General features: G+C 73.3%; 16 protein-coding genes and 1 other annotated feature. Of the genes, 10 read left to right on the top strand and 6 right to left on the bottom strand.

What is annotated here, in order from left to right:
- The first annotated feature begins 2 nt into the window (after nucleotides 1-2).
- The 3 genes from RQM47_RS10240 to RQM47_RS10230 all read left to right on the top strand — a co-directional run bounded on the left by RQM47_RS10240 (nucleotide 3) and on the right by RQM47_RS10230 (nucleotide 1912).
- On the top strand, nucleotides 3-521 hold the full coding sequence (locus RQM47_RS10240) for a VOC family protein (RefSeq protein WP_311663758.1): 519 nt from the start codon (nucleotides 3-5) through the stop codon (nucleotides 519-521).
- A 52-nt stretch (nucleotides 522-573) separates the two neighbouring features.
- The gene (locus tag RQM47_RS10235) at nucleotides 574-1476 is read left to right on the top strand and encodes an endonuclease/exonuclease/phosphatase family protein (RefSeq protein ID WP_311663756.1); all 903 of its coding nucleotides are present in this window, start codon (nucleotides 574-576) and stop codon (nucleotides 1474-1476) included.
- A 115-nt stretch (nucleotides 1477-1591) separates the two neighbouring features.
- On the top strand, nucleotides 1592-1912 hold the full coding sequence (locus RQM47_RS10230; protein ID WP_311663754.1) for a DUF2007 domain-containing protein: 321 nt from the start codon (nucleotides 1592-1594) through the stop codon (nucleotides 1910-1912).
- Here RQM47_RS10230 and RQM47_RS10225 read toward each other — a convergent pair.
- Nucleotides 1909-2523 carry a GNAT family N-acetyltransferase gene (locus RQM47_RS10225; RefSeq protein WP_311663752.1) on the bottom strand — a complete coding sequence of 205 codons (615 nt, stop codon included), beginning with the start codon at nucleotides 2521-2523 and terminating at the stop codon, nucleotides 1909-1911. The two genes, RQM47_RS10230 and RQM47_RS10225, sit on opposite strands and share 4 nt — an antisense overlap.
- A 120-nt stretch (nucleotides 2524-2643) precedes the next feature.
- Here RQM47_RS10225 and RQM47_RS10220 point away from each other — a divergent pair, with 120 nt between their 5' ends.
- Together RQM47_RS10220 and RQM47_RS10215 are read left to right on the top strand one after the other, a co-directional pair.
- Nucleotides 2644-4731, top strand: coding sequence for a prolyl oligopeptidase family serine peptidase (locus tag RQM47_RS10220; protein ID WP_314008834.1), 2088 nt, complete (start codon nucleotides 2644-2646; stop codon nucleotides 4729-4731).
- Nucleotides 4732-5328: 597 nt separating this feature from the next.
- On the top strand, nucleotides 5329-7623 hold the full coding sequence (locus RQM47_RS10215) for a glutamine--tRNA ligase/YqeY domain fusion protein (RefSeq protein WP_311663748.1): 2295 nt from the start codon (nucleotides 5329-5331) through the stop codon (nucleotides 7621-7623).
- Nucleotides 7624-7817: 194 nt separating this feature from the next.
- Here RQM47_RS10215 and RQM47_RS17445 read toward each other — a convergent pair whose 3' ends face one another.
- On the bottom strand, nucleotides 7818-8246 hold the full coding sequence (locus RQM47_RS17445; RefSeq protein WP_409945975.1) for a DUF4411 family protein: 429 nt from the start codon (nucleotides 8244-8246) through the stop codon (nucleotides 7818-7820).
- Here RQM47_RS17445 and RQM47_RS10210 point away from each other — a divergent pair.
- The gene (locus RQM47_RS10210) at nucleotides 8136-8489 is read left to right on the top strand and encodes a helix-turn-helix domain-containing protein (RefSeq protein ID WP_311666090.1); all 354 of its coding nucleotides are present in this window, start codon (nucleotides 8136-8138) and stop codon (nucleotides 8487-8489) included. The two genes, RQM47_RS17445 and RQM47_RS10210, sit on opposite strands and share 111 nt — an antisense overlap.
- On the top strand, nucleotides 8486-9082 hold the full coding sequence (locus RQM47_RS10205; protein WP_311666088.1) for a transposase: 597 nt from the start codon (nucleotides 8486-8488) through the stop codon (nucleotides 9080-9082). Before RQM47_RS10210 ends, RQM47_RS10205 begins: the two co-directional genes overlap by 4 nt.
- 122 nt (nucleotides 9083-9204) lie before the next feature.
- Here the strand turns inward: RQM47_RS10205 and RQM47_RS10200 are convergent.
- Nucleotides 9205-10436 (bottom strand): IS3 family transposase gene (locus RQM47_RS10200; protein ID WP_409945781.1). Its coding sequence is split into 2 segments (ribosomal slippage): nucleotides 9205-10154 and nucleotides 10154-10436, totalling 1233 coding nucleotides; the frame shifts between segments, so codons are not numbered across the junction.
- Nucleotides 10042-10158: a sequence feature (AL1L pseudoknot), on the bottom strand. (Overlaps the previous gene by 117 nt.)
- 364 nt (nucleotides 10437-10800) lie before the next feature.
- Between RQM47_RS10200 and RQM47_RS10195 the strand changes: the two genes are divergently transcribed.
- Nucleotides 10801-11142, top strand: a complete 342-nt coding sequence (locus tag RQM47_RS10195) for a hypothetical protein (RefSeq protein ID WP_311665997.1) — start codon at nucleotides 10801-10803, stop codon at nucleotides 11140-11142.
- Nucleotides 11143-11168: 26 nt separating this feature from the next.
- Here RQM47_RS10195 and gltX read toward each other — a convergent pair whose 3' ends face one another.
- From gltX to RQM47_RS10180, 3 genes are all read right to left on the bottom strand, one after another.
- A complete protein-coding gene (gene gltX, locus RQM47_RS10190; RefSeq protein ID WP_311665999.1) occupies nucleotides 11169-12638 on the bottom strand; it encodes a glutamate--tRNA ligase in 1470 nt (489 codons plus the stop codon).
- Nucleotides 12639-13025: 387 nt separating this feature from the next.
- Complete coding sequence (locus RQM47_RS10185) at nucleotides 13026-13532, bottom strand: anti-sigma factor family protein (protein WP_311666002.1); 507 nt, start codon at nucleotides 13530-13532, stop codon at nucleotides 13026-13028.
- The gene (locus RQM47_RS10180; protein ID WP_311666004.1) at nucleotides 13529-14125 is read right to left on the bottom strand and encodes an RNA polymerase sigma factor; all 597 of its coding nucleotides are present in this window, start codon (nucleotides 14123-14125) and stop codon (nucleotides 13529-13531) included. Before RQM47_RS10180 ends, RQM47_RS10185 begins: the two co-directional genes overlap by 4 nt.
- A 598-nt stretch (nucleotides 14126-14723) precedes the next feature.
- Between RQM47_RS10180 and RQM47_RS10175 the strand changes: the two genes are divergently transcribed.
- Both RQM47_RS10175 and RQM47_RS10170 read left to right on the top strand, forming a co-directional pair.
- A complete protein-coding gene (locus tag RQM47_RS10175; protein ID WP_311664519.1) occupies nucleotides 14724-14858 on the top strand; it encodes a hypothetical protein in 135 nt (44 codons plus the stop codon).
- A gap of 232 nt (nucleotides 14859-15090) precedes the next feature.
- Complete coding sequence (locus RQM47_RS10170; protein ID WP_314008829.1) at nucleotides 15091-17145, top strand: peptidylprolyl isomerase; 2055 nt, start codon at nucleotides 15091-15093, stop codon at nucleotides 17143-17145.
- Nucleotides 17146-17177: the final 32 nt, after the last annotated feature.

Below are 17177 nucleotides of genomic sequence, written 5' to 3'. Positions count from 1 at the left end.
CCATGCGCCTCCGCCCCGCCCTCCTCCTCGCCGCCCTCGCCGTCGGCGGGTGCCAGTCGGCCGCCGAGGTCCAAGACGCCGCCCCGCCCCCGGCGGCCGAGCGCGCGGGCGGGGCGGTCTCGGCCGCCGACGTGTCATTCGCCGTCGGGTTCGACCACACGGCGCTCCACGTGGCCGACCTCGGGCGGAGCGTGGCGTTCTACGAGCGGCTGTTCGGGCTGGAGGAGATCGCCGCGCCCGGCGACCCGGCCGTCATCCGGTGGCTGTCGCTGGGCGGCACCGACCAGCTCCACCTGATCCACTACGGCGAGGGCTTCGTCGAGCCCACGCGGGCCGTCCACTTCGCGCTCCGCGTGTCGGACCTGGACGCGCTCATCGCCCGCGTGCAGGCGCTCGACGTGCCGTACTCGGACTGGCCCGGCGTGGCCGGCGCCGTCAGCACGCGGGGCGACGGCGTCCGCCAGATCTACGTCCAGGACCCCGACGGCTACTGGATCGAGGTCAACGACGTGGCGGGCTGAGGGCGGGGCGGGCGTACGTTGGCGGCCCACCACCCCGCCCTCCGGGCTCGCCGTGACCGTCCGCCGCCCCGCCCTCGTCCTCGCCGCCCTCGCCGGCCTCCTCGCCCTCGGCGCCTGCGGAACGGCCCGACCAGACCGACCTCAGGACGGCGCGGCCACCGACGCCGCCGTGCGCGTCATGAGCTTCAACCTGCGGCTCCACCTCGCGTCCGACAGCGCTAACGCGTGGCCGCACCGCCGCGACGCCGCGGCCGCCATCGTGGGCGGGGCGGACCTCGCCGGCGTGCAGGAGGCGACGCCCGCCATGCTCGACGACCTCGACGCGCGCCTCCCCGGCTTCGCCCGGATCGGCGTCGGCCGCGAGGCGGACGGCGGCGGCGAGCAGAGCGCGCTCCTCTACCGCGCCGACCGCTTCGAGGTGCTGGACTCGGGCACGTTCTGGCTCTCGCCCACGCCCGACGTCCCGGGCAGCGTGGGCTGGGACGCCGCGCTCCCACGCATCGCGACCTGGGCGCGGCTCCGCGACCGGCGGGGCGGGGCGGCGCTCGTCGCCGTGAACACGCACTTCGATCACGTCGGCGAGACCGCCCGGCGCGAGAGCGCGCGCCTGCTCGTGGAGCGCGCCCGCGCGCTCGCGGGCGACGGCCCGCTCGTGGTCACCGGCGACGTGAACGCGGCCGACACCTCGGCCGTCTACCGCACGCTCACGGCCGACTTCCGCGACGCCCGCCTCGTGTCGGAGGCGCCGGCGACGGGACCGACCGCGACGTGGACCGACTTTGGCCGCGCGACGGACGACCGGCGGATCGACTTCGTCTTCGTCAGCGGCCCCGTCCGCGTGCTCCGCGCGGCGACCGACGACCGGACGATCGGCGACGTCGCGGGGACGGACAGCCGGCGTCTCCCCTCGGACCACACCCCGGTGACGGCGACGCTCGTCCTGGACGCGCCGTAAGAGCGCCGCGGGTCCTCCACCCCGCCCCGCGAGTTGCGGGCGGGGCGGGCGCAAGGCCTGGGCGGACCCGGCGGGCGGGGCGGCCGTACACCGACGCCATCCCGCCCCCGCCACCATGACCCGCGTCTACAGCACCCCGAACGCCCCGGTCGCCCACCTCGTCCGCCACGCGCTGGAGGCCGAGGGCATCGGCGCCGAGGTCCGCGGCGAGACGCGGGCGGCGTTCGTGGGCGAGATCCCGCCCATCGAGGCGTGGGTCGAGGTCTGGGTCCCGGACGACGAGGCGCTCGCCTCGGCTGAGACCGTCCGCAGCTTCGTCGACGAGGGGCCGGACGCGAAGCCGTGGACGTGTGGGTGCGGCGAGACCGTCGAGGGCCAGTTCGGCGTGTGCTGGTCGTGCGGGGAGCCGGCGCCGGGGCCGATCGAGGCGGCCTAGCCCGCCCCGCCCGCGTCCGCCCCGCCCGCGAGGTCGGCGGCGAGGAGGCCGAGGACGACGCTGTCCTTCCACGTCCCGAACGTGAACCACCGCTCGCGGAGGACGCCCTCGCGGCGGAACCCGAGCCGCTCCAGGAGCCGGAGCGACGCCGCGTTCTCGGGGTCCACGTCGGCCTCGACGCGGTGCAGGTCCATCGCGCCGACCGCGAACCGGAGCGCCGTGCGGACGGCGTCGGTCGCCAGGCCGCGCCCGGCGTAGGCGGGGTGGAGGATGAACCCGACCTCGGCGCGGCGGTGCTCGCGGTCCCAGTCCACGAGCGTGACCGTCCCCACGAGCCGGTCGTCGGGCGGCTCGGTGACGGCCCACTGGAACAGCCGCCGCTCGCGCCACCCCGCCCCGATGCCGTCGACGTAGGCGCGCGCGGCGTCGAGGTCGGCGAGCGGCCCGTGGCTCCAGTAGCGGAGGTGGCCGGCGTCGCCGAACACGGCGAGCACGTCGGCGGCGTCGGCCGGCCGCGGCGCCCGCAGGCGGACGCGGTCGCCGTCGAGCGGGGGGAGCCCGTCCGCGAACGGATCGGGGCCGGGGGGCGGGGCGGGGCCGCGGCCTCTCATGGGCGGGGTGGGCGGAGGGCCGGCGAACCTACCGCCGGTAGCCGCTCCGCCCGGAGCACGCGGCGCGCGGCGCGAGCGGGGCGGCAGAGTATCCTGTGCCCCCACCCCGCCCCGTCCGCCATGCTCCGCCCCGCCGCCGCCCTCGGACTCGCCCTGCTCGCCCTGCCCGTGACCGCCCAAGACGCCGCCCCGCCCCGCCCGGATAGCGACCCGTTCCTCTGGCTCGAAGACGTCGAGGGCGACTCGGCGCTCGCCTGGGTCGAGGCCCGCAACGCCGAGACGCTCGACCACTACCGGGCCGGCCCGGACTACGGCCCGATCTACGACCGGACCCTCGAACTCCTCACGGCCACCGACCGCGTGCCCTTCCCGTCAATCCGCGGCGACTGGCTGTACAACTTCTGGACCGACGACGACAACCCGCGCGGCCTGTGGCGGCGGACGTCGTGGGACGACTACCTGGGCGGCGACCCCACGTGGGAGACGCTCCTCGACGTCGACGCCCTGGGCGAGGCCGAGGGCGTGAACTGGGCCTACAAGGGAGCGTCGTGCCTCGAGCCCGAGGGCCGGCGCTGCCTCGTCCGCCTGTCGCGGGGCGGGGCGGACGCGGTCGAGACGCGCGAGTTCGACGTCGAGGACAAGGCGTTCGTGAACGGCGGCTTTCTTCTTCCCGAGGCCAAGGGCGCGACGGCCTGGATCGACGAGGACGAGGTGCTCGTCGCGACCGACTTCGGCGACGGCTCGATGACGACGTCGGGCTACCCGCGCGTCGTCAAGCGGTGGCGGCGGGGGACGCCGCTGGCCAGCGCCGAGACGGTCTACGAGGGCGAGCCGGACGACGTCGGCGTGTGGGCCGCGTCGTTCCGGCGGGGCGGCGAGACGGTCCCGGTCGTCGTCCGCCGGCCCAGCTTTTTCGAGGGCGAGACCTACGTCCTCCGCGACGGGAGCCCCGTCCTCCTGGACCTCCCGGCCGACGCCGACGCCGGATTCGTGGCCGACCGGCTGACCGTCTACCTCCGCTCCGAGTGGGAGATCGGGGGCCAGACGTACCCGCAGGGCGCGCTGCTCGGGATCGGCTACGAGGACTTCCTCGCGGGCGACCGGGACTTCGAGGTCGTCTTCGCGCCGTCGGAGCGGCAGACGGTCGAGGGCACGGCGACGACCGAGAACTACGTGCTCGTCTCGCTCCTCGACAACGTGTCCGGCGAGCTCCGCCGGTTCCGGTGGGACGGCGAGCGGTGGGACGGCGACCGGGTCGAGGCGCCGCCGCTGGGGAGCGTCGACGTGGTGAGCGCGAGCGACGACGACGACCGCTTCTTTTTCGCCTACAGCTCGTTCCTCCAGCCGACGACGCTCTACCTCGCCCAGCCCGACGGCTCGGCCGAGTCGGTCCGCTCCCTCCCCGCCCGGTTCGACGCCTCGGGGCTCGTGGTGGAGCAGCACGAGGCCACGTCGGACGACGGCACGCGCGTCCCCTACTTCCTGGTCGCCAAGGAGGGCGCCGACCTCGACGGCCAGAGCCCAACGCTGCTCTACGGCTACGGCGGGTTCGAGGTCGCCCTCACGCCGTCGTACAACGAGGTCACGGGCGCGGCGTGGCTGGAGCGGGGCGGCGTCTACGCGCTCGCCAACATCCGGGGCGGCGGCGAGTTCGGGCCGGCGTGGCACCGGGCGGCCCAGCGCGAGAACCGCCAGCGGGCGTTCGACGACTTCGTCGCCGTCGCCGAGGACCTCGTCGCGCGCGGCGTGACGTCGCCCGAGCACCTCGGCATCATGGGCGGCTCGAACGGGGGCCTCCTCGTCGGCGCGGCGATGACGCAGCGGCCCGACCTGTTCGGGGCCGTCGTCGTCGGCGTCCCGCTCCTCGACATGCGGCGGTACCACAAGCTGTTGGCCGGCGCGAGCTGGATGGCCGAGTACGGCGACCCCGACGACCCGGACGACTGGGCCTTTATCCGCGAATACAGCCCGTACCAGAACGTCGACGCGGACGCCGACTACCCGGTCCCGCTCTTCACCACGACGACGCGGGACGACCGCGTGCACCCGGGCCACGCGCGGAAGATGGCGGCGCTCATGGAGTCGCTGGGGCACCCGGTCCGCTACTTCGAGAACACCGAGGGCGGCCACGGGTCGGGCGTGACGCCGGAGCAGCGGGCGACGACGACGGCGGTGACCTACGGGTACCTCTGGGACCGGCTCCGGTAGCCGCCCCGGCGCGGGGGCGGGCGGGGTGGCCGCCCCGCCCCCACGTGGCCCGCACGAGGGCGGGGCGGTCGAGCGGGCAGCCCCGCCCGAGCGCACCCCCCGTCCGCCCGCCCACCGCTTCGCTCAAGAGCGCTCGGACTGCCCCCCTCTTCAAGGGCAGGGCTGTTAAGTTCTGTAGTTCAGCACCAAACAAGCCCTAAAATAGACGTCATCCCCGCGCAGGCGGGGATCCAGGAGGGGCGAGCGGCGCCCTCAGGACGTCCCGGCGACGACTCGGGGGCCGCGTCGAGATCCTTCGCTACGCTCAGGATGACAAAGGAGGAGAGGCTGTGTCAGAACGTACCGGCCCTGCTTGTTCAAGGGGGACAGCTTTTCGACCTGGGAGCGCAGCGACCGGCCGAAAAGCAGGGGGTGCCGAGGCGTACGGGAGCGGCTCGACGCCTCCCAGCGCCAGAGCGGGGCGGCCCGGCTCTGCCCGCCCCGCATCCCCCCCGCCCCGCCCGATTCCGCCCGGTCTCCACCCCGCCCCGGCGTGGCGCTCGGGCGGGGCGGCGTTATCGTGGCGGCCCCCGACCGCCCCGCCCCCGCCGTCCGCCCGTGGAGACCGAGCCCCGCCCGTCCAACTTCCTCCGCGACATCGTCGCCGCCGACGTCGCCGCCGGGCGTCACGGCGGGCGCGTGGTCACGCGGTTCCCGCCCGAGCCCAACGGGTACCCGCACCTGGGGCACGCCCAGTCGATCTGCCTCAACTTCGGGCTCGCCGCCGAGTTCGGCGGGGCCACCAACCTCCGCTACGACGACACGAACCCCGAGGGCGAGAGCCTGGAGTTCGCGCGCGCTCTCGAAGACGCCGTGCGGTGGCTGGGCTTCGAGCCCGCCGAGGTCCGCTTCGCGTCCGACTACTTCGAGCAGCTCTACGCCTGGGCCGTCGAGCTCGTCGACAAGGGACTGGCCTACGTCGACGGCCAGACGGACGACGAGATCCGGGCGGGGCGGGGGACCGTCACCGAGCCCGGGACGCCGTCGCCGGACCGCGACCGGCCCGCCGCCGAGAGCCTGCGCCTGCTCGACGAGATGCGCCGCGGCGAACACCCGGACGGCGCCTACGTGCTCCGCGCGCGGATCGACACGGAGCACGGGCCGATGGCGCACCCGAACATGAAGCTCCGCGACCCGATCATGTACCGGGTCCGCCGGAACGCCGGCCACTACCGGCGCGGCGACGACTGGCACGTCTACCCGCTCTACGACTGGGCGCACGGCCAGGGCGACGCCATCGAGGGCGTCACGCACTCGGTCTGCACGCTGGAGTTCGACGTCAACCGGCCGCTCTACGACTGGTACCTCGACGCCATCGGGATCGCGGAGCCGAGGAACCACCAGTACGAGTTCGCCCGGTTCAACCTGGACTACACCGTCACCAGCAAGCGCAAGCTCCGCGCGCTCGTCGAGGGCGGGGCGGTCTCGGGCTGGGACGACCCGCGGATGCCGACGATCGCGGGCCAGCGGCGGCGCGGCGTGCGCCCGCAGGCCATCCGGTCGTTTTTCGACGGGTTGGGCGTGACGAAGGTGAACGGGAGCGTCCAGTACCCGCAGTACGAGTACGCCGTCCGCGACGACCTGAACGGCGTGGCCCGGCGCGTGATGGCGGTGACCGACCCGGTCCCGCTGACGGTCGAGAACCTGGACGCGGCGGTCACGGTCGAGGCCCCCTACTGGCCCCACGACGTCACCCCGCCCGAGGGCGCGCCCCTCACGCGGGCGCTCACGCTCGGGCCGGACCTCTACGTCGAGCGCGACGACGTCTCCGTCGACCCGCCGAAGGGGTGGCGCCGGCTGGCGCCCGGCGCCGAGGTCCGCCTCCGCCACGGCTACGTCGTCCGCGTGACGGACATCGAGACCGACGACGCGGGCGGGGTAGTCGCCGTGCGGGCGACGGCCGACCTCGACACGCTCGACGCCGAGCCCGAAGGCCGCCGCGTGGCCGGCGTGGTCCACTGGGCGAATGCGGCCGACGCCCGCCCCGCCACCTTCCGCCTCTACGACCGGCTGTTCACGGTCCCCCAGCCCGGCGAGGACTTTCTGGACGAGCTCAACCCGGACTCGCTCGTCGAGCGGGGCGGCTACGTCGAGCCCAGCGTCGCCGACGACGCGCCCGACACGCGGTACCAGTTCGAGCGCCTGGGCTACTTCTGGCGGGACCCCGTCGACTCGGCGCCCGACGCGCTCGTGTTCGACCGGATCGTGGCGCTCCGCGACAGCTGGGGCAAGAAGGCGGCCCCCGCCCCGCCCCGCCCGGAGAAGGCGGCCGCCCCGGCACGGGACGCCGGCCCGCGCGACCCAGCGAGCGCGCTGACTGACGAGGAGCGCGGGCGCTACGACGTGCTCGTCGGGCGGGGCGTAGGCGAGGAGGAGGCGGCGGTCTTGGCCGCCGACGCCGACCTGCTCGCTCTGTTCGAGGAGACAGTCGCCGAGCACGACGCGCCGCGCGAGGCCGGCGCCGTGCTCGTCCACGACCTGCGGCGCGCGCTGGGCGAGGCGCCCGTCGCCACGGCCCGGGCGACGGGCGTGTCGCTGGCCGCCGTCCTCCGCATGGTCGAGGCCGGGGCGCTCACGCGCAACGCGGCCGCCGAGGCCGTCGCCGCGCTCGCCGCCGAGGGCGGGGCGGCCGAGGACGTCGTCGCGGCCCGCGGGCTGGCGGCCATCCACGACGCCGAGGCGCTGGCGCCGGCCGTCGACGCGGCCCTCGATGAGAACCCGGACGAGGTCGCGCGTTACCAAGCCGGCGAGACGAAGCTGTTCGGCTTTTTCGTGGGCCAAGCCATGCGCCGCGCGGGCAAGGGGGCGAACCCGCAGAAGGTGCAGACGCTGCTCCGCGAACGGCTGGCGTAGCCGCCCCGCCCACGGAGCGCCCGCTTATACGGCGGGCGGGGCGAGGCCTAACAGTGGGCGGCTCAGCCGCAATGGGCAGCGACCGCGAACGGTCGGAATGGCAACGTAGACGCCGAGGCCCGGACGAAGCAAGGGCGCTGGAGCCCATTGCCGGCCTGCAGCCGCAGGTTGTGCAGCTTGGCCACAAGGCTGGCTTACGAGGTAAACTGGCAACCCAAAGAGCGAAGCATATCGAACGTGTCCGTGTACGGGATGTCAAACTCATCACAGACATTCGGAATGGGTACCCGCTTTCTTATGTTGTGAATAAATTTTTCCTCCGTAATTATGGTGCAGCTGTTGGCATGAGCGTATGCGGCGAGCCAGCCGTCCGCAACAGAGGCGAACTCGGCTTTAGCAGCGTCGGAGAACTGCTTGTTTGCCTGAACCCAAGCGATCATCTGTGCATACAAGTTGGCGACCGGCTGATTTTTACAGCGAAGCCATCCCGGGTTGACAGGGTAGCTTCGGCCATGCCCGCCCCGCTCTCCGTCGACCTCCGTCGCCGCGTCCTCGACGCCGCCCGCTCGGCCACTGCCCCCGTCGTCGCCGCCCGCTTCGGCGTCTCCGTCTCGACCGTCCACCGGCTCCGCCACCTCGACCGCATTCAGGGGTCCGTCGAGCCTCGGCCCCACGGCGGTGGCCATACCCCGCTCGTGACCGACGACGACCGCCCGCTCTTCGACGGGTACCTCGCCGAGAACCCTTCGATGCCGCACGCGACCATCGCCCGCCGGTTCGAGGCCGACACCGGACGCGCCATCAGCCGCCAGACCGTCCAGCGGATGCTGGGTCTGTGGCGGGTCACCCGAAAAAAAAGTCCATGATCGCCTCCCAGCGCTTCCGCCCGGATGTGGTCGCCAAGCGCGAGGCGTTCTTGGCGGAGGTCGCGGCGATCCCAGCCGAGCGGTTGGTTTTCGTCGACGAGTCGGGGATTCAGATCGGCGCGCGGTCGGCGTACGGGTTCGCGCCCATCGGCACGCGGTGCGTCGAGGTCGCCCCTTTCCGGGTCGGCAAGCGGGTCAACCTCATCGGGTGGATGGCCGCGACGTGCGGGTCGGTGCGGGCACACGAGGGGTCCGTCAAGGCCCCCCACTTCGAGGCGTTCGTGGCCGAGAGCCTGGTGCCGTGCTTGGAGGAGGGCGACGTAGTGATCTGGGACAACGCCCGGATCCACAGCCCGGCTGCAATCGCACTCGTTGAGGCCGTCGGTGCCCGCGTGCTCCCGCAGCCGCCGTACAGCCCGGATCTCAACGCGATCGAGCCGATGTGGTCGAAGGTGAAGGCGATCGTCAAGCAGAAGCTGGCCGACGCCCGGGACGCGCTGCTCGACGCGCTCGACGAAGCCGTTTCCGCGGTCACACCATCGGACGCCTCCGGGTGGATCGCGCACTGCGGCTACGCCTTCCTACCCGACTGAGCTACGCTGTAAAGCGGTCAAAATTGATTCGGCGACAGACTCAGGTGGATCATCCGGCGTGGCGCTCCCGACGAACGGAAGTGGCTCCATCCTGAATCAACCCGGGTTTGCCGGAGACCGGATTACGTGAGTGCCGCCTCGGTGACCTGAGTCTCCAAGCGGCGGTAGAAAGCGTCTTCGTACTCGGCTGGCGGAAGGTAGCCGAGAGGCTCGAGCAGGCGCCGCTCGTTGAACCACCACACCCATTCCAGCGTGGCGAGTTCGACGTCTTCGAGGCCGCGCCACGGCCCGTTGCGGTGGATCTCCTCGGTCTTGAACAAGCCGATCACCGTCTCAGCCAGGGCGTTGTCGTAGGAATCTCCCTTGCTTCCGACCGACGGCTCGATGCCCGCCTCGGAGAGCCGCTCGGTGTAGCGAATGGACAGGTATTGAACGCCCCTATCGCTATGGTGAACGAGGGGATCGTCGCCGACCGAGCGCTCGCAGATGGCCTGCTCCAGCGCGTCGAGCGCCAAGTCGCTCCGCAGCGAGTTCGACACGCGCCAGCCGACGATGCGCCGCGAGAACACGTCGATCACGAAGGCGACATAGACGAAGCCGCGCCAGGTGGCGACGTAGGTCAGGTCCGACACCCAGAGCTGGTTGGGGCGCTCGGCGGTGAAGTCGCGCTCCACCAAATCGAGCGGGCGCTCGGCCAGATCCGCCGGTACGGTCGTGCGGACACGGCGGCCCCGCGTGACGCCGCGCAGACCCATTGTGCGCATCAGCCGGGCGACGGTGCAGCGGGCGACCACGAAGCCTTCGCGTTTCAACTGCTTCCAGACCTTCTTTGCGCCGTAGACCGAGCGGTTCTCGTCCCACACGCGCTGGATCTCAGCACGCAGGGCCTCGTCGCTCTGTGACCGCGCCGAGCGCAGGGCCGGATCGGACTGGCGGGCTTTGGCGGCGTAGTAGGTCGACGGAGCGATCGGCAGAACCTTGCAGATCGGCTCGACTCCGTAGGCCTCGCGGTGGTCGTCGATGAACGTGATCATCGTCTCGGTCGGCGGTCGAGCTCCGCCTGTGCGAAATACGCGGACGCCTTGCGGAGGATCTCGTTGGCGCGGCGCAGCTCGCGGTTCTCGCGCTCCAACTCCTTCAGCCGCGCTCGGTCGTCGGTGGAGGGGCCGGCGCGACGGCCGTGGTCGCGCTCAGCCTGGCGAACCCAGTTGCGGAGCGTCTCGGCGGTGCAGCCGATCTTCTCGGCCACCGAGCGGATGGCGGCCCACTGCGAGGGGTGGTCGTGCTCGTGGTCGAAGACGAGGCGGACGGCGCGCTGCCGGACCTCGGGGGAATAGCGGGTGGACTTGCTCATGGCTCCAAGTTGTCAAGGATGGGAGCCTCCGGCAAACCCGGGTTGATTCACACAGTAGAACAGAAGACCGTTTAGCTGCACGGGCTAGAGGCACAGCGGTAGCGAGAGCGAGAGCATAGGGTCCCGCCATATCCGGAGCGCACGCGGCTGACGCCCAATGTGGGCCTGCAGCAACAAGTTCTACCGTTTTCTGAGCACGAGGCCGGCGGGGCACAGCAAGAACGGGCTGGGGCGGGGTGGCGCTCGATGACTTCCCGAGCGTGAGCTGCGAGCAGGCCGAGGCGTTCCTGGTCATCGCCCTCAATGACGCGCTCAGCCAGACGCCGCAGGTCGCCGAAGAAGCGACAGACCTCGCCTGATGCGGGTGCTCCTCGACCGAACCGCCGCAGGCGACGGCGCAGCCAACGTCCCGCGCAAGCTGAAGTACCGGCTCGCCCCGGAGCACGACGTGTCAACCGTTCCAGAGAACGGGTGGTCCGGGCTCCTCAACGGTGCCCTCCTCCGCGCGGCGGCCGACGGATTCGACGCTTTCGTCCCGCTTGACCGCAGGATCGAATACCAGCAGGAGGTCTCCGACCTCCCGCTTCGGGTCGTCGTCGTGCGGGCGGTCAGCAACAAGTACGAAGACCTGCTCCCGCTCGTGCCGTCGATCCACGCGGCGCTGGAGACGTCGCAGCCAGGCGGGATCGCCCGCGTGGCCGGCTAGCTGCCGCCCCGCCCGCGGGATTCGCCCTACCCGAGCACCTCCGCCGCGCGCCGCAGCCGGCGGACCGTCGCCTCGCGCCCGACAACGACCAGCGTCTCGAACATCCCCGCCCCGGCCGTCACGCCCGTCACCGCGAGGCGGGCGGGGTGGACGACCCGGCCGAACCCGACGCCCTCGTCCTCGGCGAGCTGACGCATGGCGGCCTCGGTGCTCTCCTCGGTGAACGCGTCCTCGGCCTCCAGGCGGTCGGCGTAGAGCGCGACGAGGCGCGCGCTGTCGTCCTTCCAGCGCTTTTTGACGCCGGCGGGGTCGTACGTCTCCGGGTCGTGGCCGAGGAGGTAGCCCGCGTCCGCGAGGTCGGCCGCCTTCGCGATCCGCTCGCGGAGGAGCGCGGCGGCGGCCACGAGCGCCCCCTCCCCCACCCCGCCCTCGCCCCAGCGTGCGTCGACGGCGGGGCGGGCGCGTCGGGCGATCTCCGCGGGGCCGAGCGCGCGGAGGTGCTGGCCGTTGAACCACTCGAGCTTGTCGAGCGAGAACTGCGCTCCGCTCCGCCCGATGCGGTCGACCGAGAACGCCTCGGCCAGTTCGTCCAGCGAGAACAGCTCGCGGTCGTCGCCCGGGTTCCACCCCAGCAGGGCCAGGAAGTTGACGACGGCCTCGGGCTCGTAGCCCGCCTCGCGGTACTCGCGCACGGAGACGGGAATCCCGAGCCGCCCCGCCGAGCGCTTCGAGAGCTTGCCGCCGTTGGGCGAGAGGATGAGCGGGAGGTGCGCCATCCGCGGCGGCTCCCACCCGAGCGCCCGGTACAGCAGCACGTGCTTGGGCACCGACGACAGCCACTCCTCGCCGCGGATGACGTCGGTGATCCCCATCGCGTGGTCGTCGACGACGTTCGCGAGGTGGTACGTGGGCATCCCGTCGCTCTTGACGAGCACCTGGTCGTCGACGTCCGACGTGTCGAACGAGACGTCGCCGCGGACCTCGTCGCGGAAGGCGACCGTCTCGCCCGCCGGCACCTTCAGGCGGACCACGTGCGGCTCGCCGGCCTCGACCCGGCGCCGCGCCTCCTCCTCGCCCCGCGCGACCGCGTTGTCCAGGTCGCCGCGCGTCGTCGCGTCGTAGGCCGCCCCGCCCTCGCGGAGCGCCTCCAGCGCCTCCGGCGTGTCGAAGGCGACGTAGGCGTCGCCCTGGTCGAGCAGCCGCCGCGCTGCCTCGTCGTACCGCGCGCGCCGCTCGCTCTGGCGGTACGGGCCGACCGCCCCGCCCTGCGTCGGCCCCTCGTCGGTCGTGAGCCCGGCCCAGGCGAGGCCGTCGAGGATGTCCTGCTCGGCGTCGGCGTCGAACCGCGAGCGGTCGGTGTCCTCGATGCGGAGCACGAACGCGCCGCCCGTCTGCCGGGCGAGCAAATAGTTGTAGAGCGCCGTGCGCAGGCCGCCGATGTGGAGGAGGCCGGTGGGCGAGGGCGCGAAACGGACGCGGACCGGGGCGTCGGGCATGGGCAGAGCGCGCGGACGGCGCGCGGGGCGGGGTGGCCGCCGAACCTACGCGGCCCGCCCACGCCAACGTGTGAAACGGGGAGGGGAACCAGTAGCGATCGCACGCTCAGCAAGCCTGTCATCCTGAACGAACGTGAAGGATCTCGACGCAGACTGTCCAGGCCGTCAGTGCCGGTCCCGACGACTCGGGACTCGCTGCCGAGACCCTCGGCCAGACGCCGTCCCTACGGGGTCGCTCCGCTCAGGATGACAAGCTCGATGTCTTATCTCAGAACGTACCAGCCCTGCCGCCTGCGCGGGGATGACTGCGGATTGGAGTCTGCATTTAGTAGCCCCATCCAGAACGCAGCAGCCCTGCCGGGGCGGGGCAGCGCCACCCTGCCCCCGCTACCCGCCCGCGCCCAGGTCCACCCCGCCCGCGCGCGGCGCCTCGACGCGCACGCCGGGGTCGAGGAGGTAGAGCGGGCCGTCGTCGAGGAACGTCTCGACTACGCGGTCCTCGGGCGGGGCGGGCGTCGGCCCCGGCGCGAGCGCGTTCCCGACGACGACGGCGACGGCCGCGACCGCGAGCGCCAAGCCGACCGAGACGCGGCGGCGCAGGGCCGTCCCCACCGGCGACCGCTCGGCGCGGCGGTCGGGCGCGCGCCGCCCCGCCCGCCGCGAGCGGTCGAGCCGCGCGAACACGGCGGCGTCGACGGCCGGCGGCACCGGCAGCGGCTCCTGGCGGACCGCCAGGCGGAACGCGAAGAGCGCGTCGAACTGCGCGCGGCAGTCGGCGCAGGCGGCGAGGTGGGCGAACAGGGCGGGCTGGCGGGCGGCCTCCAGCTCGCCGTCGACGTACTCGTTCAGGAGCACCTCGGCGTCGGCGCTGGCGCAGGGCGGGGCGGCGGTCATCGGGCGGGCGGGGCGGCGGGCACGGGCTCGGCCGCGGGCGTGGCGGGCTCGGGGTGGAGGAGCGGGCGGAGCGCCTCGCCGATCTTGCGGCGGGCCTTGAACAGCCGGCTCTTGACCGACGACACCGTCGTCCGCGTGACGGCGGCGATCTCGTCGTACGACAGGTTCTGGTACTCGCGGAGCACGACGACCTCGCGGTACGACGGCGAGAGCCCGGCGAGCGTCCGGTCGACGAGCGCGGCCTGCTCACTCTTGAGGAGGTTGGCGAACGGCGTCGGCCCGGGCGAGGGCGGCTCGGGCGCGTCGGCGACGAACCCGACCTCGCGGCCCCGCTTGCGGAGCACGTTGAGGCACTGGTTCCGAGCGATCGTGAACACCCACGCCTTGAACGACGTCGAGGACAGGAGCCGCTCGCGGTGCTCGTAGGCCCGCGCGAACGTCTCCTGGAGCATGTCCTCGGCGGCCGTCCGGTCGAGGAGCATCTTGGCGCAGTAGCCGTAGACCGGCCCCTTGTAGCGGTCGTAGAGGGCGACGAACGCGAACTCGTCGCCGGTGCGGAACGCGTCGATCAGGGCCGGGTCGTCGGGGGGCATGGGCGGGGCGGCGGGGCGTTTGTGTCTCCAAGACACACGGGGGAACGGGGCGTTGCTCGCGGCTCGCACTTTTCTCGCCGCCCCGCCCTCGGCGTCTCCGGGCGGGGTAGAGCAGCGTTCAGCGAAACCGCCCCGCCCGAGCCTGCCGGCGTCGGCGGGCGCTGCGAGTGATGGCCTGCTGCGAGTCGCATCGGCGCTCCTCCTGGGTCGGGGCGGCGAGCCGGGGCGGGGCGGCGGAAGCACCCGGGGTAGCGACACGGGGAGCCGCCCGGCTACGCCAAGCCCCGCCGTCCCGCGCAGCGGGCACAACGGACCGCCCCGCCCCCGTTTTCGCAGCCGCTTGGGCGGGGCAGCGTGACGAAGCTAGACAGAGCCGCCCCGCCCAAACGATCTGGCACGAGTTTTGGCAGCGGTCCCGGCGTCGGTTGCCGCCTATGTTTTAGGCTTTCATTTACTCCTAAAGGGGAGTACTAGTTGACCACCCGCCGCCGCGCCCTCGACCGAAGGGCCTGCTGGCGCTTGGACCTCCTCCGGGCCATGTGCTACCCAGCCTCGTCCGTCGCCCCGACCGTCACAACAACCTCAATTGGCCCCGCCCATGCTCGTCCTCGCCGCCCTCCTCGCCGCCGCCGCCGGTGGCGCGACGGCCACCGCTGTCCTCGTCACCCTCTGCCGCCTCGCCGGCCCCGACCCCATCGCCGAGCCCGAGCCCGAGGACGCCGCCTTCGCCTGACACGCCCCCGCTCCCGTGTTGTCCCTCGCTCTCCGCCGGACGTACTCTAGAGCATCGTCCCACCATGCCCGCGTGGCGCTCGCCCGGATCGCCACGTCTCAATCCTCAGCCACCCCGGAAGGTGGCTGCTAAGGTGCAGATTCGCGCAGGATCGCCAATCTATTCTACCCTGCCACTAGCTTCGGTTGGCCCCCATGAGGTCCCGCGCCGTTCCCCCACCCCGCCCCCGGGTATGACCGCCAGCCGCCCCGCTCTGACCCCGTCGTCCCTGACCGGGATCGCCGCCCTCGCCCTGGTCGCCGTCGCCGCCGGGTGCTCCGGGAGCCGCCCCGCCCCGGACGCCGACCGCCCCGGCGGCGACCGCCCCGCCCTCGCCGCCGACGGCACGCCCGTCGTGGCGACGTGGACCGCCGACACGCTCTCGCTCGCCGAGCTCGACACGCTCTACGCCGACGCCGGCGAGGCCGTCGGCGACTCGGGACAGACGCCCACCGAGCGCCGCCGCGACTTTCTCGACCGCTACGTCGACTTCCGGCTCAAGGTGCTCGCGGCGCGGGAGGCCGGCTACGACCGCGACTCGGCCTACGTCGCCGAGGTGGCCGACTACCGCGACCAGCTGGCTGGCCCGTACTTCACCGACCGCCGCGTGCTCGACGCCGTCGTCCGCGACCTGTACGACAAGCAGGCCGAGGAGGTCGAGGTAAGCCACATCCTGCTCCCCCTCGACCGGACGGCCTCGGCCGCCGACTCGGCCGCCGCGTTCGCGCGGGCCGCGGCGCTCCGCGACTCCATCGAGGCCGGGCTGATCCCGTTCGCCGCCGCCGCCACCCGCTACTCCGTCGACCCGTCGGTGCGGCAAAACCGGGGCGCGCTCGGCTACCTCACCGGTGGCCGCACGATCCTCCCGTTCGAGGACGTCGCCTACGACACGCCGGTGGGCCAGATCGGCGGGCCGGTGCGGACGCCGTTCGGGGTCCACCTCGTGCGCGTGACCGACCGCCAGGCGCGCCGGCCCGACATCGCCGCCCGGCACATCCTGATCTCGCCCGATAGCCTCGTCTCGCCCGACTCCGCCCGCGCCCTCGTCGCCTCGCTCCGCGAGCGCGTCCTGGCCGGAGAGGACTTTGCCGCGCTCGCCCGCGAGTACTCCGACGACACCGGCTCGGGCGGGCGGGGCGGCGACCTGGGCACGTTCGGGCGCGGGCGGATGGTGGCCCCGTTCGAGCAGGCCGCGTTCGGGCTCCAGGCCGTCGGCGACGTGTCGGAGCCGGTCGAGACCCAGTTCGGGTGGCACCTGATCCAGCTTACCGAGCTCCCCGAGCGGCCGACTTACGACGAGGCCTACGACGAGCTCCGCGGGCTCGCCGAGCGGCTCCCGCGGACGGCCATCAAGCGCCGCGAGTTGGGCCGCGAGTTTTTCCGCGAGAACGGCGGCACGTACGACGAGACCGTGCTCCGCGAGGCCATCGCGGCGCTCCCGGCCGACTCGCTCGTCGAGGCCATCCGCGAGGGTGGCTTCCCGCCGGCCCAGGCCGAGCGCGTGTTCGCCACGCTCGCCGACTCGACGTACCGCGTGGGCCGGCTCGCGCCCGTCTACAGGTCGGTCCGGTTCGGGGAGGCGCCGGAGCGCGAGATGCTCGACGTAGCCCGGCTGTGGCTCGACGACCGGGCCGTCGACCAGGCCGTGGCCGAGCTCGAGCGGCGCGACCCCGAGTTCGCCCGCGTCCTCCGCAGCTACGCCGACGGCGTCCTCCTTTTCCGTGTCGCCGAAGACAGCGTGTGGACGCCGGCCCGCGACGACGAGGCCGGGCTCCGAGCAGTGTTCGACGCCCGACCCGGCCAGTTCCGGTTCCCCGAGCGGCGCCGGGTCCTCGCGCTCCGCGCGCCGCAGGACTCGCTCCTCCGCGCGGCCGGCGCACTCGTCGACGCCGGCACGGCGCCGGCCGAGGCCGCGGCCCAGGTGGGCGGCGTCCGCGTCGACACCGTGTTCGTGGCCGACTCGACGGGCTCGTCCCTCGACGCCGCGCTCGGCCTCGCCGTCGGCGGGCGGACCGGCGTGGTCGGCGAGCAGCGGACGCGGGCGGTCTACGTGCTCGACGGGATCGAGCCGCCCCGCCCCAAGACGTTCGACGAGGCCCGCGCCGACCTCGTGGGCCGCTACCAGGACGAGGTCGAGGACGCCTGGGAGGCCCGTCTCCGGGCGCGCTACGACGCCCGCACCTACCCCGACCGCGTCGCCGCCCCGCCCTCGGGCGGGGCGGGGCCATCCGGCGCGGACCGGCAATAAAGGGCGGGGCGGACCGTGTCTCTGCCTGCTCC

The sequence above is a fragment of the Rubrivirga sp. S365 genome (assembly GCF_032248475.1).
GTDB classification, from domain to species: domain Bacteria; phylum Bacteroidota; class Rhodothermia; order Rhodothermales; family Rubricoccaceae; genus Rubrivirga; species Rubrivirga litoralis.
This window is presented reverse-complemented; position numbering and strand designations above follow the sequence as displayed.

Coding starts and splice junctions, on each gene's coding strand:
- RQM47_RS10180 (WP_311666004.1), bottom strand. CDS start 14,125: ATGCCCCCCGACGACCCGGCCCTGATCGACGCGTTCCGCACCGGCGAC.
- RQM47_RS10205 (WP_311666088.1), top strand. CDS start 8,486: ATGATCGCCTCCCAGCGCTTCCGCCCGGATGTGGTCGCCAAGCGCGAG.
- RQM47_RS10185 (WP_311666002.1), bottom strand. CDS start 13,532: ATGACCGCCGCCCCGCCCTGCGCCAGCGCCGACGCCGAGGTGCTCCTG.
- RQM47_RS10220 (WP_314008834.1), top strand. CDS start 2,644: ATGCTCCGCCCCGCCGCCGCCCTCGGACTCGCCCTGCTCGCCCTGCCC.
- RQM47_RS10230 (WP_311663754.1), top strand. CDS start 1,592: ATGACCCGCGTCTACAGCACCCCGAACGCCCCGGTCGCCCACCTCGTC.
- RQM47_RS10225 (WP_311663752.1), bottom strand. CDS start 2,523: ATGAGAGGCCGCGGCCCCGCCCCGCCCCCCGGCCCCGATCCGTTCGCG.
- RQM47_RS10240 (WP_311663758.1), top strand. CDS start 3: ATGCGCCTCCGCCCCGCCCTCCTCCTCGCCGCCCTCGCCGTCGGCGGG.
- RQM47_RS10210 (WP_311666090.1), top strand. CDS start 8,136: ATGCCCGCCCCGCTCTCCGTCGACCTCCGTCGCCGCGTCCTCGACGCC.
- RQM47_RS10175 (WP_311664519.1), top strand. CDS start 14,724: ATGCTCGTCCTCGCCGCCCTCCTCGCCGCCGCCGCCGGTGGCGCGACG.
- RQM47_RS10170 (WP_314008829.1), top strand. CDS start 15,091: ATGACCGCCAGCCGCCCCGCTCTGACCCCGTCGTCCCTGACCGGGATC.
- gltX (WP_311665999.1), bottom strand. CDS start 12,638: ATGCCCGACGCCCCGGTCCGCGTCCGTTTCGCGCCCTCGCCCACCGGC.